Below are 14,366 nucleotides of genomic sequence, written 5' to 3'. Positions count from 1 at the left end.
ACATACATCTCTAGCCCGTCTTCGCCTCGCCCTGCGCCTTATCCCCCGTTATACTTGTCGGCTTTCCTGAATTAATGCCAACTAGGGTCCCGCCGCGCATGGATAAGACCTACCAGCCGCACGCCATTGAAACTTCCTGGTACAACACCTGGGAGTCCGAGAATTACTTCGCCCCACAAGGTGCCGGCGAGTCCTACACCATCATGATTCCGCCACCGAACGTCACTGGCAGCCTGCACATGGGCCATGGCTTCAACAATGCGATCATGGATGCGTTGATCCGTTTCCGCCGCATGCAGGGCCGTAATACCCTGTGGCAACCGGGTACTGACCACGCCGGTATCGCCACACAGATGCTGGTGGAACGCCAGCTCGAAGCCACCGGCCAAAACCGTCACGACCTGGGTCGCGAAAAATTCCTGGAGAAGATCTGGGAGTGGAAAGACCAGTCCGGCGGCAACATCAGCCGTCAGATCCGTCGCCTCGGTTCGTCTGTGGACTGGAGCCGCGAGCGCTTCACCATGGACGATGGTCTGTCGGAATCGGTGAAAGAAGCCTTCGTGCGCCTGCATGAAGACGGCCTGATCTACCGCGGCAAGCGCCTGGTCAACTGGGACACCAAGTTGCACACGGCAATTTCCGACCTCGAAGTGGAAAACCACGACGAGAAAGGTTTCCTGTGGAACCTCAAGTACCCGCTGGCCGATGGCGCCAAGACCGCTGAAGGCAACGACTACCTGATCGTCGCCACTACCCGTCCGGAAACCATGCTCGGCGACGCCGCCGTGGCGGTTAACCCGAACGATGAACGCTACCAGGCGCTGATCGGCAAGTTTGTCGAGCTGCCATTGGTTGGCCGTCGTATCCCGATCATCGCGGACGACTACTGCGACCCTGAATTCGGCACCGGCTGCGTGAAAATCACCCCGGCCCACGATTTCAACGACTATGAAGTCGGCAAGCGCCACAACCTGCCGTTGCTGAACATCTTCGACAAGAACGCCGCCGTACTGCCGGCCTGCCAGGTGTTCAACCTGGACGGCACGCTGAACGAGAGCATCGACGGCAAGATCCCGGCCGAATACGCCGGCCTCGACCGTTTCGAAGCGCGCAAGCAGATCGTGGCGGCCTTTGACGCTGCCGGTCTGCTGGTAAGCGTTGACGACCACGGCCTCAAAGTGCCGAAGGGCGACCGTTCCGGCACCATCATCGAGCCGTGGCTGACCGACCAGTGGTACGTGTCCACCAAACCGCTGGCCGAGCCTGCGATTGCTGCCGTGGAAGACGGCCGCATCCAGTTCGTGCCTAAACAGTACGAAAACATGTACTTCTCGTGGATGCGCGATATCCAGGATTGGTGCATCAGCCGTCAACTGTGGTGGGGCCATCGCATTCCGGCCTGGTACGACGAGTCGGGCAAGGTGTACGTAGGCCGCGACGAAGCCGAAGTGCGTGCCAAGCACAACCTCGGCGCGGACATCGCCCTGCAACAGGACAACGACGTACTCGACACCTGGTTCAGCTCGGGCCTGTGGACCTTCTCGACCCTGGGCTGGCCGCAACAGACTGAGTTCCTGAAGAAATTCCACTCCACCGACGTGCTGGTTACCGGCTTCGATATCATTTTCTTCTGGGTTGCCCGGATGATCATGCTCACCATGCACTTGGTAAAGAACGAAGACGGCACGCCGCAGGTGCCGTTCAAGACCGTGTACGTACACGGCCTGGTGCGTGATGGCCAGGGCCAGAAGATGTCCAAGTCCAAGGGCAACGTCCTGGACCCGCTGGACATCATCGACGGCATCGACCTGGAAACCCTGGTGCAGAAACGCACCTCGGGCCTGATGCAGCCAAAACTGGCCAAAAAGATCGAGAAGCAGACCCGCGACGAGTTCGCCGACGGCATTGCCAGCTACGGCACCGACGCCCTGCGTTTCACGTTCTGCTCGCTGGCGTCCACCGGTCGCGACATCAAGTTCGACATGGGCCGCGTCGAAGGCTATCGCAACTTCTGCAACAAGATCTGGAACGCTGCACGTTACGTGCTGGATAAAGGCGAAGACTGCGGCCAGAACGGCGAAGCCGTCGAACTGAGCCTGGCTGATCGCTGGATCATCTCGCAGCTGCAGCGCACCGAAGCCGAAGTGACTCGCCAGCTCGACCAGTTCCGTTTCGACCTCGCCGCCCAGGCCTTGTACGAGTTCATCTGGAACCAGTATTGCGACTGGTACCTGGAACTGTCCAAGCCGGTACTGTGGGACGAAAACTCGCCGATCGAACGCCAGCGCGGCACCCGCCGCACCCTGGTGCGCGTACTCGAAGTGGCGCTGCGTCTGGCGCACCCGTTCATGCCGTTCATCACCGAAGAGATCTGGCAGCGCATCGCGCCGCTGGCCGGTATCGAAGGCAAGACCATCATGCTGCAACCTTGGCCGGTGGCCAATGAAGCGCGCATCGATGAAGCGGCCGAAAGTGATATCGAATGGCTCAAGACCCTGATGATGGGCACGCGTAACATCCGTGCCGAAATGAACATCGGGCCGGGCAAGCCGTTGGCGGTGTTTGTGAAGAACGCCAGCAGCGAAGATCAGCGTCGCCTCACCGAGAACGATGCGCTGCTCAAGAAGCTGGCGAAGCTGGAGTCGATCACTGTATTGGCGGCTGGCGAAGATGCGCCGCTGTCTGCGACCGCATTGGTTGGCGAGATGGAAGTGCTGGTGCCGATGGCAGGTTTGATCGACAAAGGCGCGGAACTGGCGCGTCTTGATAAGGAGATCGCACGCCTGCAGGGTGAAGTGCAGCGAGTGGGCGGCAAGCTGTCCAACGCGGCGTTCGTCGACAAGGCGCCGGCTGAGGTCATCGACAAAGAACGCGCCAAGTTGGCCGAAGCGGAACAGGCTTTGGGCAAGCTGGCCGAGCAACATGCGCGGATTTCCAGCCTGTAAGCTGGAAACTGTGTGAAAAAAGAGACCTTCGGGTCTCTTTTTTTTGCTCTTTGTGGGAGCTGACTTGCCTGCGGTGCAGCCGACTCGGTGTAACCGCCAGACCGAGCTGATGCCATCGCAGGCAAGCCAGCTCCCACATTTGAACGAGTTGGCCTCAGGATGTGTGACAATGCCCACCACTTTGAGCCAACACCAGAATCAACATGACCGCCCCCAGCACACCCAAACCACCGCGCAAGAAGCCTAAAACCGCAGCCCCGGCCAAGCCCGTCGCGCCGCGCAAAGAGGCTACCTTGCACCCGCGCAACCGCCACACAGGCCGTTACGACTTCCCGGCGCTGATCAAGACCACGCCGGAACTGGCGAAATTCGTGATCATCAACCCGTATGGCAAAGAGAGCATCGACTTCGCCAGCCCGGACGCGGTGCGGGTGTTTAACCGGGCACTGCTTAAATCGTTCTATGGCATCCAGCATTGGGATATCCCGCAGGATTACCTCTGCCCGCCGGTGCCGGGGCGTGCCGACTACGTGCACTTCCTCGCCGACCTGCTGGCCAGCGTCAACGACGGCAAGATTCCGCGCGGCTCTATCGTCAAGGTGCTGGACATCGGCATGGGCGCCAACTGCGTCTACCCGCTGATCGGCTATATGGAGTACCGCTGGAATTTCCTCGGCTCCGAGGTCGACCCAATCGCTGTGGCCGCCGCCAAGGCAATCGTGCAGTCCAATGACCTGAGCAAGGTCATCCAGTTGCGCCAGCAACCCAACCCCAAACAGATCCTGCTGGGCTTGCTGGAGCCGGGTGAGCGCTTTGACCTGACCATGTGCAACCCGCCCTTCCACGCGTCCATGGACGAAGCCACCAAGGGCAGCGAGCGCAAATGGCGCGCCCTGGGCAAGGCCGATCCCAAGCGCAAGCTGCCGGTGCTGAACTTCGGCGGTCAATCGGCGGAGCTGTGGTGTGAAGGCGGCGAAGCGCGTTTTGTGACGCAGCTGATCGCCGAGAGCGCGCACTTTGCCCACAAGGTGCTGTGGTTCAGCACACTGGTGTCAAAAGCGTCGAACTTGCCCGCGATCGAGACAGCCCTGAAAAAAGCCGGAGTGCTGGAAAGCCAGGTGGTGGAGATGTCCCAGGGGCAGAAGCAAAGCCGTTTTGTGGCCTGGACCTTCCAGACCAAGAACGAGCAGCAGATCTGGCGCCAGCGCTGGGTGCGCGACTAACCCAAGAAAGCCCAGCACAAATCGCAGGCAACAAAAAACCGTGCCCGGATCGCTCCGAGGCACGGTTTTTTTTGCTGCGTCTTACTTGTTAACAGCGTCGGTCAGGCCTTTGGCCACAACCAGCTTGATAACTTTCTTGGCAGCGATTTCGATGGCAGCGCCAGTCGAAGGGTTACGGCCAGTACGGGCTGGACGCTCGGTCACTTTCAGTTTGCCAACGCCTGGCAGAGTGATTTCGCCGCCGTTTTCCAGCTGATCAGCAACAACTTGGCTCAGTTGGTCCAGCAGAGCGCGCACGGTAGTTTTCGGTGCGTCTACTGCTTCAGCCAGGTCAGCGATCAGTTGGTCTTTAGTAATAGCCATTGTGGTGTTCCTTCCCTATCAAATTCATATGGATTGCAGAGTGCAGTGTCAGCCGTCGAGCCCGACCGTCATGGCCTGGCACCCCCGGCCATAACCACGGAGATCGGGGTTATAGATGCTTGAAACGGGGATTGGTTCGACCTGACAGATGCTGAATGCACGCTTAACGCCGAGACTTGGCGTAAGACGGGGCAAAACTAGCACAGAGACGGGGAAATATCCGCCTCAACATACCCATTTGGTCAGCTTTATCGCTCTAAACCGTGAAAAAAAGGCATATGGGCCGTCGGAGGTCGTCCAAAACCGCCTTCCAGGCGCGTCTTGGCCAATGGGTGCGGTACACTGGGCGACTTTTGGGGGAGGCCCACCGCTCCCCTTCAACCAGCCGAGAAGCCTATGCCGATCCGTCATTGCATTGTTCACTTGATCGACAAAAAACCCGACGGCACACCTGCAGTTCTGCATGCCCGCGATTCTGAGTTGTCCGAATCGGCCGCCATCGAGAACATGCTGGCCGACCTCAACGAGAGCTACAACGCCAAACAAGGCAAGGCCTGGGGTTTCTTCCATGCCGAATCCGGCGCGCACCCGTTCAGCGGCTGGTTGAAGGAGTATTTCGACGGTGGCCAGGATTTCACCACCTTCAGCCGCACGGCGGTTGAGCACCTGCAAAAGCTGATGGAGGAATCCAACCTCTCCACCGGCGGCCACGTGCTGTTTGCCCACTATCAACAGGGCATGACCGATTACCTGGCCATCGCCCTGCTGCACCACAGCGAAGGCGTGGCAGTGACCGATGAGCTGGACGTGACCCCGTCGCGGCACCTGGACCTTGGCCAACTGCACCTGGCGGCGCGCATCAACGTCTCCGAGTGGCAGAACAACAAGCAGTCCAAACAGTACATTTCGTTTATCAAAGGCAAGAACGGCAAGAAGGTTTCGGAGTACTTCCGCGACTTTATCGGCTGCCAGGAGGGCGTCGACGGCCCGGGCGAGACCCGCACCCTGCTCAAGGCCTTCAGCGACTTTGTTGAAAGCGAAGACCTGCCGGACGAATCCGCCCGCGAAAAGACCAAAACCCTGGTGGACTACGCCAGCAGCCAGGCCAAGCTCGGCGAGCCGATGGGCCTGGAAGAGCTGTCGGGCTTGATCGATGAAGATCGGCCAAAAGCGTTCTACGACCATATCCGCAACAAGGACTACGGCCTGTCGCCGGAAATTCCGGCCGACAAGCGCACCCTCAACCAGTTCCGCCGCTTCACCGGCCGCGCCGAAGGCTTGTCCATCAGCTTTGAGGCGCACCTGTTGGGTGACAAGATCGAGTACGACGAAGCTGCCGGCACCTTGATCATCAAGGGCCTGCCGACCCAACTGACCGACCAGCTCAAGCGCCGTAACTGATGCTGGGCGGGGTACTCAAGAAAGTCCTGCTGGTATTGCTGGTGGTGGTGGTGATTCAGCACTGGGGCAAGATCGAGCGGCTGTTCAACCCCTCGCAGGTGGTTTCGGAGCAGGTACGCGCCTCGGCGCGCGTGGTGCTCTACTCCACCGAGTGGTGCGGCTACTGCAAGCAGATCCGGCGCTTTCTGGATCAGAAAGGTGTGCCGTACCAGGCGTTCGATATCGAGAAGGACGCCCAGGCGCGCAAGGCGTATGAGGCGCTGGGCGGCGGCGGGATTCCGTTTGTGGAGGTCAATGGCACGCTCATTCGCGATTACAACCCGGATGCGATCATGGCTGCCCTGAAGTAACCCCACCGTTGCAGCACCTCGCTTGTGTGGGAGCTGGTTTGTAGGAGAGCTGGCTTTTGTGGGAGCTGGCTTGCCTGCGATAGCATCAGCGCGCAGTAACTGACAGACCGAGTTGCCTGCATCGCAGGCAAGCCAGCTCCCACAAAAAGCCAGCTCCCACATAAGCGAGCTCCCACATTCAGTTCTGCAGCGTCTTTAGAAGTTAGCTTCCAGCGACACCATCGCCGTGCGCTCCTCACCGACGTTGTAATACGCCGTACTTGGCGCCAGGCCGTTTACCGGCGCCGAGTTAAACGACACGGTGCGTGCCGAGCTCAGGTATTCCTTGTCGAAGACGTTAAGCATCGACAGCCGCAGGGTCGCGGATTTGATGACTTTCTTGTCCACCGGCAAATAGATACCCGCGTTGAGGTCGACCACGGTACGCCCGGAGATTTTTTCGTCGTTGGTCAAATCGCCGTAGAAACTGCCTACGTATTTGCCGGCAACGTTGCCGTAGAAGCGCGAGTCGTCGTAGCCAAACACCAGGTTGAACATGTTTTCCGGCACGTTGGCCAGCTGCTTGCCGGCGGTGGGCAACAACACGTTCTTGCTGAGCAGATTGTCTTTCTGTTCAGACTGGGTGTAGGTGTAGGACGCGTAGTAGTTGAAGTGATGCGGCAACAGCCCGCTCCACTCCAGCTCCAGGCCTTTGTTGTTGACCTTGCCGACGTTGATTACGGCGTAGTCGCCGTTGAGGTCGGTGGTCGACAACTGGCGGTCCTTGAAGCTGATGTAGAACAGCGTCGCGCTCAGCGCCACATCGTCTTCGGTGAAGCGCCAGCCCAGTTCCTGGTTCCAGCTCAACTCAGGCTTGAGGCTTACCGAATCGCCTTTGTTGTACAGCACGTAGTTCGGCGGTGTGCGCATGTTGCGGGTGACGTTGTAGAACGCCTGGTTGCTCTCGTCGATCTGGTACTTGGCGCTGAAATTCGGCAGGAACTGGTGGTAACGGGTGTTACGTTTTTCCGGCTTGTCGTAGAGGCTACCCAGGTTGTTGCCGTCCCGCTCGACGTACTGATAGGCCACGCCGCCGACAAAACTCAGGTCTGGCGTGGCTTGCCAGCTGTCCTGCACCCAGAGCTTCTGCGCCGGCGTGACGGTGTAGTAATGACGGCCTTGTACCGTCGCGCCGTTCTTGTCGACCACCTGGCCGCCGCCGTTGTAGTCGCCCCACACGTCATCGGGTGCGCCTTCGCCGTTGATGCCGATAAACGGCTGGCTCTGGCGCTGGCGTGCGCGCTCATACCAGTAGCCGTAGTCCAGGCTGTGTTCTTCGTTGATGTCCCATTTCATTTTGACGGTAACGCCTGGGCGCCAGGTTTCGGTCCACGAAGGGCGGTAGTAGTTGAGCGATTTGAGGTTGCTCAGGTCGTAGTTGCCAGCCTTGTCGGACTTCGGCCCCAGGTTCGACGCGGTCTGGCCGCTGAAGCTGCCACCGTTGGCCCAGTAGTAATAGGGCGTGACCGTCAGCGCCAGGTTGTCCTGCAGCTGCCAGCGCTGGGTGAGCGTGGCGTTGACGCTTTCGAAGGGGTTGCGATTGAGCTTGTAGGAAGACGACAGCAAACCGGATTTGTACACCGGGGTTTCCGAGTAATCCTTGCGCCGCCCATCCGTGTCGAACTGCGACTTGCTCAAGGAGTTGTAGTTGTAGTTTTCCTGGTTGTTGTACTTGATCGTGGCCAGTGTGGAGTTGCCGCTGCCATCTTCAAACAGGCTGCTCCACTCGACCTTGTCGCTGCGCAGGGTGCCTTTGCCACGCCACTTGTCGCCTTCCAGGTGCGACGCCGACACCCAGGTCTTGAGGCCGCCGAAATCACCGGTATTGACCCGCACGAACGTCTTGCGCAAGTCGTTGGCGCCGACGATCTGCTTGGCAAACACCCCGGCCTCTTTAGTCGGCCGGATGGTGATCATGCCGATGTTGCCGCCACTGGAACCGATGTGCGGGCCGTCAGCTTCCGAAGAACCCTGTGTCGCGAATACTTCCGCAAGGTTTTCCGGGTCGCCCAACTGGCTTGAAAACACGCTGTAGTTGCCTGAGTCGTTGACTGGCACACCGTCGACGGAAACCCCGATCTGGTCGGAGTTCATGCCGCGCATGGTGAAGTTGGTGCCGCTGGTGCCACTGGCGTCATCACTGGAAACGTTGATGCCCGGCGTGTATTTGAGCTTGTCGATGGCGTTGGCAGTCGACGACATCTGGTCCATGGCTTCCTTGGTCACCGTCGACCGCGCCTTGGCACTTTCTTCGCGGATCATATGGCCGTTGCCCAGGGTCTGTTTACCCGCGATGTCTACCGAACCAACGTCCTGCGTGGTGTCTGCCAAAACCAATGGCGCAAAGCTACCTAGGCCCGATGCAAACAGCAGGGCAGAGAGTGTGTTGATCTTCACAAGTAGATCCCTTACGTGCATCTATCTGTTGTTATGGAGGGCGGTACTGGCTGTCAGAACCGGGTGAACGGCGACGCCAGCCTTCCTGACCATCTGCTCAGGAATCCGAGGATCATCCTTGGCACGTGTAACGGTTTGGTGACAGGTTTTGGCAATTGCGATGAAGGTTAAGTGAAGGATCTACAGGCAGCGTGATACTTGGCCTGTAATTGCCGGCAGGAAATGATCGCGAGGGAAACAGTTGTAAAAGAAGGTGGCCAGCAAACCGTTCGTGTCTAACGCAACACAATCATTCGGCCTAATAGTGTGTGCTGTTCAAACCCCAGCACCGCCTGCAGGGCATTTAAAACCGCCACTGGGTCCTTGCTCGGAAAGCTGCCACTGACACGCTTGGCGCCCATCTCGTCGTTCAGCAACAGAATGCGCCCCGGATAGTAACGACTCAGGTCCTTGACCACGTCAGCCAACGGCGCTTTGTAGTAATTGAGCCAACCGTCACGCCAGGCCAGGCGGGATTCACTGTCGACCGCGTGCATCGATTCGGCCACACCGTCGGCGTAAGCCACTTGCTGGCCTGCGGTCAGAATTTGCTGTTGGCCTTGCCTGGATGGCGTCACGCCAACCCGACCGGACAACACCGTCACTTGCGCGCCCGCCGGTTGCAGGCGCACTTCGAACTGTGTGCCCAACACCCGCGCTTCACCGCTGCCGGCCTCGACCACAAAGGACTGGCCGGTGTGGGTCACGCTAAAAAAACCGGCACCGCGACGCAGCTGGATATGCCGCTCACCGTGGCTGAAATCCACGGCGATGGCGCTGTCGGCATCCAGGGTCACTTGGGACTGGTCGGCCAGGGTCACGGTCTTCACTTCCCCCGGTGCGGTCACGTAATCGGCGCCGAAGTCATCGACCCAACGCGACGGCTGCCACCCGGCGCCCATCGACACCATCACCAGCAGGCACGCGGCCATGGCCAATGCGCCGGACCAGCGCAAGGTGCGCGAACGTTTGGAGCTGTTCATCGCATTGAGGTAACCCTGCAGGGCAAGGGCGTCTTCGCTCGCCAGTGTGCGCGCCGGTACTTCGCTTAACTCCCACAGCACCTGGGCCTGGGAATAAGCCTCGACGTGGGCAGGATCGGCCCGCAACCAGCGGCTGAAGGTGGCCTGGTCGCCACTGCTGGGCTGGTCGTGTAACAGGCTCAGCCAGTCGAGTGCGGCCTGCTCCTGGGCGGGCGTGGGGGTGACGTTCACGGTGCTTTCCCTGGCGTGCGTGGGGGCGATGGTTCGCGAAGGCTGGCCTTGCAGGCTTCAAGGGCACGCATCATATGTTTTTCCACAGCGCTTTGTGACAACCCCATGGCCTTGGCGATTTCGGCGTACTTGCGGCCATGAATGCGGTTGAGCAAAAAAATCTGCCGCGTGCGCTCCGGCAGGCTGCGCAAGGCGGCTTCGACATGGCGCAGATCATTGCCCGCTTCGAGTGCCGCCTGGGGTTCGCAGCCCTGATTGTCCTGTTGCTCCGGCAGCCAGCCTTCGCTGCTGCGTACGCGGGCGCCTTCGCTGCGCAAATGGTCGATGGCAATGTTGCCGGCGCAGCGCAGCAAGTAAGTGCTGAGTTCTTCGACCTGCACCAACGGGCGGCGCCAGAAGCGCAGGAATAAATCCTGTACCAAATCAGCCGCCGTGGCGCGGCACCCCACCCGGCGACTGACCAAGGCTTCCATTTGCGAACGCTGGGACAAAAACACCTGCAAAAAATGCGCACGTCCACCGGCCGCATCGGTGTGCGGGCTGTCCTGGGATTCGGGTGGCGTGCTGATCATCATCACTGGCTCAGCATAAGGCGAAGGCCGCCACAGGGCTGACCAGCAGGCCGGCGCCCGCCAGAATCAAGACCAGCCTTGGCCGATACGGCAACAGCAACACCAGCAGCAGCGCGCTGAGCATCAACACCGCGCACCACTCCACCAACCCTTGGGCCCAACCTGAAGCGGCGACGGCGGGCCAGATCGACACGCCCAGCAACAACCAACCGGCCATGCGCAGGCTTGAGCGCCGCGCGGGCGACGGCTTGCTGTGCAGCAACTCGCCGTGATGGCGGTCGGTGGCCAGGCACAACGCGGTAAACCCGGCGTAGCACATCAACAGGGCGAGCAGCATTCAGTGCGCCTCCTGCTTGAGCGTCATTGCCCGCACACGTTCGGCCTTGGGTTGCGTGCGGTGTTGCATCTTCCACGCCGCCCAGGTGAGGAACAGGCCGCTGGCCAGGCAGGTCAGGTCAAAACCGGCCATGGCCCAGTCACCCTTGGCCAATGACGTGCCCAAGTGCTGTGAGGTGGTCAGTGCGTTGAGCAGAGGGATCGCCACAAACAGCAGCGCAGCGAAGCTCAGTTGCTCGACCCAAGCCTGGCGACCACGGCGCAATACGGCGTGCAGCAGGCTCAGGCCCCAGGCGATAAAGAAGGTTTGTATTTCCCAATCGGAACGCTCGGCGAAGCTGACCGGCAACAGGCGGTTGGCCCAGAAAAACGCCGCGATGGCGATCATCAAGCCAGACATGCTGGCGATGTTGAGCACTTCCACCAGCCGCAGTTCAAACGGCATCGCCCCGGTTTTAGCGTGCCTGAGCTGGCGCTTGCCCAGCCAGATCACCAGGCCGGTGCCGATCATCGCCGTGCCCGCCAGGCCGCAGATAAAGTACAGCCAGCGCAGCACCGGGCCGGCGAAATGGCCCATGTGCAGGCCATAGAAACTGCCGCCAATCGCCGCCGGCAGCGATTGTTCGCCACTGACCCGCAGCAACTCGCCGGTGGTGCCGCTGAATGACACGCTGCTGCCAAAATCATGCACCACACGGTCGGAGCCGGCGCGCACCACATTGACCGACGCGTTCACATCGCCAGGGTTGTTAACCACCAAACGGCCCACATGACCACCGGCCCATTGCGTGCGCGCCTGCTCGTACATCGGCAGTAATGGCAGCAACTTGCCCGGCTGGCCGAGCGCCGGCGCATTGTTGGTATTGGGGAACACTTCATTAAAGAACGCACGGTTGTCGTCGCCATACGAGGCAAGGATCGGCGCAGGCATCACCATGTTCATGAAGATCACCAGGCTGCTGTAGGTGATCATCAGGTGAAACGGCAACACCAGTACGCCCACCGCGTTATGCCCGTCGAGCCACGAACGCTGGCCCTTGCGCGGGCGGAAAGTGAAGAAGTCCTTGAAGATTTTCTTGTGGGTGATGATCCCGGTGATCAGCGCGACGAACATCACCATCGCGGCGATCGTCGACAGCCAGCGGCCCCATGGGTAAGGCATTTGCAGCTGGAAGTGGAAGCGGTAGAAGAAATCGCCACCCATGCTTTCGCGAGCCTGGACCGGTTGAGCGCTGACAGGGTCGAGGACTTTCTGGATGAAGTTGCCGCGTTTGCCGGGGTCGATCTTGTCTTGCCACATCACCGACAGGCCAGGGTCACGGCTGTTGGGCAGGGTGATAAACCAGCGCGCGGCGTTGGGCGCCTGCTGCTGCAGATAGGTTTGCGCGGCGGCGAGGCTGCGCGCCGCGTCCAGCGGATGGGCCTGCACTTCGGGCTGCATCCAGTGGGTAATTTCGTCTTTGAAATAGGCCAGGGTGCCGGTCAGAAAAATCGCAAGCAGCAGCCAGCCGAAGATCAGGCCGGCCCAGGTGTGCAACCAGGCCATCGCCTGGCGAAAGCCCTCTTTCATGTGCGTGCCATCCAAAAACCCACGCCCGCCAGGGTGGCAAATAACGCGCTCGGCAGCATCACGCCAAACCAGGCGCGCGAGGCTGTGCGGCAGGCGAAGCACCAGATGACGGCCAGCAGATAGAACACAAACGAACTCATCATCCCGGTGATCACCGCGTCGGCGCGCGAGGTGGGCATCCACAGCGCCATACACACGGCCGCCAGCGACGCCATCAGATAGCCGCCGACCACAGCGGCCAATGCACGCGAGGTGACGGCGAGGCGGTAAGAGACGGCCAGTGAGGGTTTGCTTTTCATCGGGGAGACGCCAGATTCATCAGCGCGCAATATTAATGATAAATATTCTCATAAGCAAAAGAGAACGGATGAATCACCTGCCCGCATGGATTGCCGAACGCGTATCACGCCCCTTACAATGCGAACAATTCTTGTTCTCTAAAGTGCATTGATACTTTCGGAGTGAACGCGTTGCAGCCGTCCAACACCGTCGAAGTCCTGTACCACGACCATCACCTCTGGCTTACCGGCTGGTTGCGACGCAAACTCGGCTGCCCGCAAAGCGCGGCGGACCTGGCGCAAGACACCTTCATCCGCGTGCTCACGGCCCGCGAAGCCCCCACGCTGATCGAGCCACGCGCCTTCCTCACCACCGTGGCCAAACGTGTGCTGTTCAACTTCTACCGCCGCCAGGACCTGGAGCGCGCCTACCTCGATGCCCTCGCGCAGATGCCCGAACACGTGGCGCCCTCGGAAGAAGACCGCGCCATCATCCTGCAAACGCTGGTGGAGCTGGACCAACTGCTCGACGGCCTGCCCGTGCAGGTCAAGCGCGCCTTTCTGCTGGCCCAGCTCGACGGCCTGACCTACGCGCAAATCGGCGCCGAACTGGGCATCTCCATTGCCACGGTCAAACGCCATCTGAATAAAGCAGCGATGCGCTGCTACTTCGCCCTATGAACTTTTCTACCCAGGTTGCGGAACAGGCTGTGCACTGGCTGATGAAAATGCAGCAAGGTACGCTTAACCCGCGCCAGCAAGCGGCGTGGCAGCACTGGCTGAATGCCCACAGTGAACATCAGCGCGCATGGGACCATATCCAACGCGTCAACCAGCGCCTGCGTGGCATGCCCTCGCCTCTCGCTCACGCAGCGCTGAACGCGCCGCAATCGAGTAGCCGACGGCAGGCCCTGAAGTTGTTGCTGATTCTCGGCGCGGGTTCAGCCGCCGCATGGGGCTTGCGCCAACAGCATATTTTGCCGCCGCTGAGCGCCGACTACCGCAGTCCCATTGGGGAACGTCGCAAGGTGCAATTGGCCGATGGCAGCCAGTTGCAGCTCAATACCGGCAGTGCGGTGGATGTGCATTTTGATCGGCAGCAGCGCCTGATCCGCGTGCTCGAAGGCGAGATATTGCTGACGGCGCGCGCAGGCGATACGCCGCTGCGCGTACTCACCGGCCAGGGTTTGCTCAGCAGCCAGGCGGCCCGGCTGAATGTGCGCCAGTTCAACGACCATACTCAACTGGCGGTGTTTGACGGCCATGTCGACGTGATGCCCAACAGCTACAGCGGTTTGCCGTTGACCGTCGAGGCCGCGCGCCAGGTCAATTTCACCCGCAAAGGCTGGGACACGCCGCGCCCGAACGACGCCAACAGCGGCGCCTGGGCCGACGGCATGCTGGTGGCGGCGCATATGCGCCTGGACGATTTCCTCGCAGAGCTTGGCCGTTATCGCCGGGGCCAGCTCAACTGCGACCCGCAAGTGGCCAACCTGCTGTTGTCCGGCAGTTATCCATTGGCCGACAGCGAACGCATTCTCGACCTGCTGGAAGTCAGCCTGCCGGTCAAGGTGCGGCGCTTTACGCGCTACTGGGTAACCGTTCAGGCCCGCGCCTGAAAAATTATTTTCAAGAACAG

The 14,366-nt window shown here is 60.3% G+C and carries 13 protein-coding genes; 6 read left to right on the top strand and 7 right to left on the bottom strand.

What is annotated here, in order from left to right; genetic code table 11:
• Positions 1-98: 98 nt before the first annotated feature.
• Both HBO23_RS02030 and rlmF read left to right on the top strand, forming a co-directional pair.
• Complete coding sequence (locus HBO23_RS02030; RefSeq protein ID WP_017135153.1) at positions 99-2,945, top strand: valine--tRNA ligase; 2,847 nt, start codon at positions 99-101, stop codon at positions 2,943-2,945.
• Between the two features lie 203 nt (positions 2,946-3,148).
• Positions 3,149-4,168, top strand: coding sequence for a 23S rRNA (adenine(1618)-N(6))-methyltransferase RlmF (gene rlmF / locus HBO23_RS02025; protein WP_069551850.1), 1,020 nt, complete (start codon positions 3,149-3,151; stop codon positions 4,166-4,168).
• Between the two features lie 81 nt (positions 4,169-4,249).
• Here rlmF and HBO23_RS02020 read toward each other — a convergent pair whose 3' ends face one another.
• Positions 4,250-4,531 carry an HU family DNA-binding protein gene (locus tag HBO23_RS02020; protein ID WP_003188840.1) on the bottom strand — a complete coding sequence of 94 codons (282 nt, stop codon included), beginning with the start codon at positions 4,529-4,531 and terminating at the stop codon, positions 4,250-4,252.
• 396 nt (positions 4,532-4,927) lie between these two features.
• Here HBO23_RS02020 and yejK point away from each other — a divergent pair, with 396 nt between their 5' ends.
• Complete coding sequence (gene yejK / locus HBO23_RS02015) at positions 4,928-5,932, top strand: nucleoid-associated protein YejK (RefSeq protein WP_003171997.1); 1,005 nt, start codon at positions 4,928-4,930, stop codon at positions 5,930-5,932.
• Positions 5,932-6,282 carry a glutaredoxin family protein gene (locus tag HBO23_RS02010; RefSeq protein WP_099548478.1) on the top strand — a complete coding sequence of 117 codons (351 nt, stop codon included), beginning with the start codon at positions 5,932-5,934 and terminating at the stop codon, positions 6,280-6,282. The genes yejK and HBO23_RS02010 overlap by 1 nt, the downstream gene beginning before the upstream one ends.
• 195 nt (positions 6,283-6,477) lie before the next feature.
• Here the strand turns inward: HBO23_RS02010 and HBO23_RS02005 are convergent, their stop codons facing one another.
• From HBO23_RS02005 to HBO23_RS01980, 6 genes are all read right to left on the bottom strand, one after another.
• Entirely contained in the window at positions 6,478-8,718 is a 2,241-nt protein-coding gene (locus HBO23_RS02005; protein WP_170036332.1) for a TonB-dependent receptor, read from the bottom strand.
• A gap of 275 nt (positions 8,719-8,993) precedes the next feature.
• Positions 8,994-9,971 carry a FecR family protein gene (locus tag HBO23_RS02000; RefSeq protein WP_170036330.1) on the bottom strand — a complete coding sequence of 326 codons (978 nt, stop codon included), beginning with the start codon at positions 9,969-9,971 and terminating at the stop codon, positions 8,994-8,996.
• The gene (locus HBO23_RS01995) at positions 9,968-10,546 is read right to left on the bottom strand and encodes an RNA polymerase sigma factor (protein WP_017135158.1); all 579 of its coding nucleotides are present in this window, start codon (positions 10,544-10,546) and stop codon (positions 9,968-9,970) included. The genes HBO23_RS02000 and HBO23_RS01995 overlap by 4 nt, the downstream gene beginning before the upstream one ends.
• A 7-nt stretch (positions 10,547-10,553) precedes the next feature.
• A complete protein-coding gene (locus HBO23_RS01990) occupies positions 10,554-10,880 on the bottom strand; it encodes a DUF3325 domain-containing protein (RefSeq protein ID WP_017135159.1) in 327 nt (108 codons plus the stop codon).
• Positions 10,881-12,449 carry a PepSY-associated TM helix domain-containing protein gene (locus tag HBO23_RS01985; RefSeq protein ID WP_170036328.1) on the bottom strand — a complete coding sequence of 523 codons (1,569 nt, stop codon included), beginning with the start codon at positions 12,447-12,449 and terminating at the stop codon, positions 10,881-10,883.
• A complete protein-coding gene (locus HBO23_RS01980) occupies positions 12,446-12,748 on the bottom strand; it encodes a DUF3649 domain-containing protein (RefSeq protein ID WP_026013535.1) in 303 nt (100 codons plus the stop codon). Before HBO23_RS01980 ends, HBO23_RS01985 begins: the two co-directional genes overlap by 4 nt.
• A gap of 171 nt (positions 12,749-12,919) precedes the next feature.
• Here HBO23_RS01980 and HBO23_RS01975 point away from each other — a divergent pair, with 171 nt between their 5' ends.
• Entirely contained in the window at positions 12,920-13,408 is a 489-nt protein-coding gene (locus tag HBO23_RS01975) for a sigma-70 family RNA polymerase sigma factor (RefSeq protein WP_099548693.1), read from the top strand.
• Positions 13,405-14,346: a FecR domain-containing protein gene (locus HBO23_RS01970; protein WP_169986964.1), complete on the top strand. Its 942-nt coding sequence runs from the start codon at positions 13,405-13,407 to the stop codon at positions 14,344-14,346. The genes HBO23_RS01975 and HBO23_RS01970 overlap by 4 nt, the downstream gene beginning before the upstream one ends.
• Positions 14,347-14,366: the final 20 nt, after the last annotated feature.

The organism is Pseudomonas sp. WS 5532 (assembly GCF_012985445.1).
Taxonomy (GTDB): Bacteria; Pseudomonadota; Gammaproteobacteria; order Pseudomonadales; family Pseudomonadaceae; genus Aquipseudomonas; species Aquipseudomonas edaphica.
Note: the sequence above shows the minus strand (reverse complement) of the source record. Positions and strands in the feature narration are given on the sequence as shown.

Coding starts and splice junctions, on each gene's coding strand:
- HBO23_RS01995 (WP_017135158.1), bottom strand. CDS start 10,546: ATGATGATCAGCACGCCACCCGAATCCCAGGACAGCCCGCACACCGAT.
- HBO23_RS02030 (WP_017135153.1), top strand. CDS start 99: ATGGATAAGACCTACCAGCCGCACGCCATTGAAACTTCCTGGTACAAC.
- HBO23_RS01985 (WP_170036328.1), bottom strand. CDS start 12,449: ATGAAAGAGGGCTTTCGCCAGGCGATGGCCTGGTTGCACACCTGGGCC.
- HBO23_RS02010 (WP_099548478.1), top strand. CDS start 5,932: ATGCTGGGCGGGGTACTCAAGAAAGTCCTGCTGGTATTGCTGGTGGTG.
- HBO23_RS01980 (WP_026013535.1), bottom strand. CDS start 12,748: ATGAAAAGCAAACCCTCACTGGCCGTCTCTTACCGCCTCGCCGTCACC.
- rlmF (WP_069551850.1), top strand. CDS start 3,149: ATGACCGCCCCCAGCACACCCAAACCACCGCGCAAGAAGCCTAAAACC.
- yejK (WP_003171997.1), top strand. CDS start 4,928: ATGCCGATCCGTCATTGCATTGTTCACTTGATCGACAAAAAACCCGAC.
- HBO23_RS01990 (WP_017135159.1), bottom strand. CDS start 10,880: ATGCTGCTCGCCCTGTTGATGTGCTACGCCGGGTTTACCGCGTTGTGC.
- HBO23_RS01970 (WP_169986964.1), top strand. CDS start 13,405: ATGAACTTTTCTACCCAGGTTGCGGAACAGGCTGTGCACTGGCTGATG.
- HBO23_RS02020 (WP_003188840.1), bottom strand. CDS start 4,531: ATGGCTATTACTAAAGACCAACTGATCGCTGACCTGGCTGAAGCAGTA.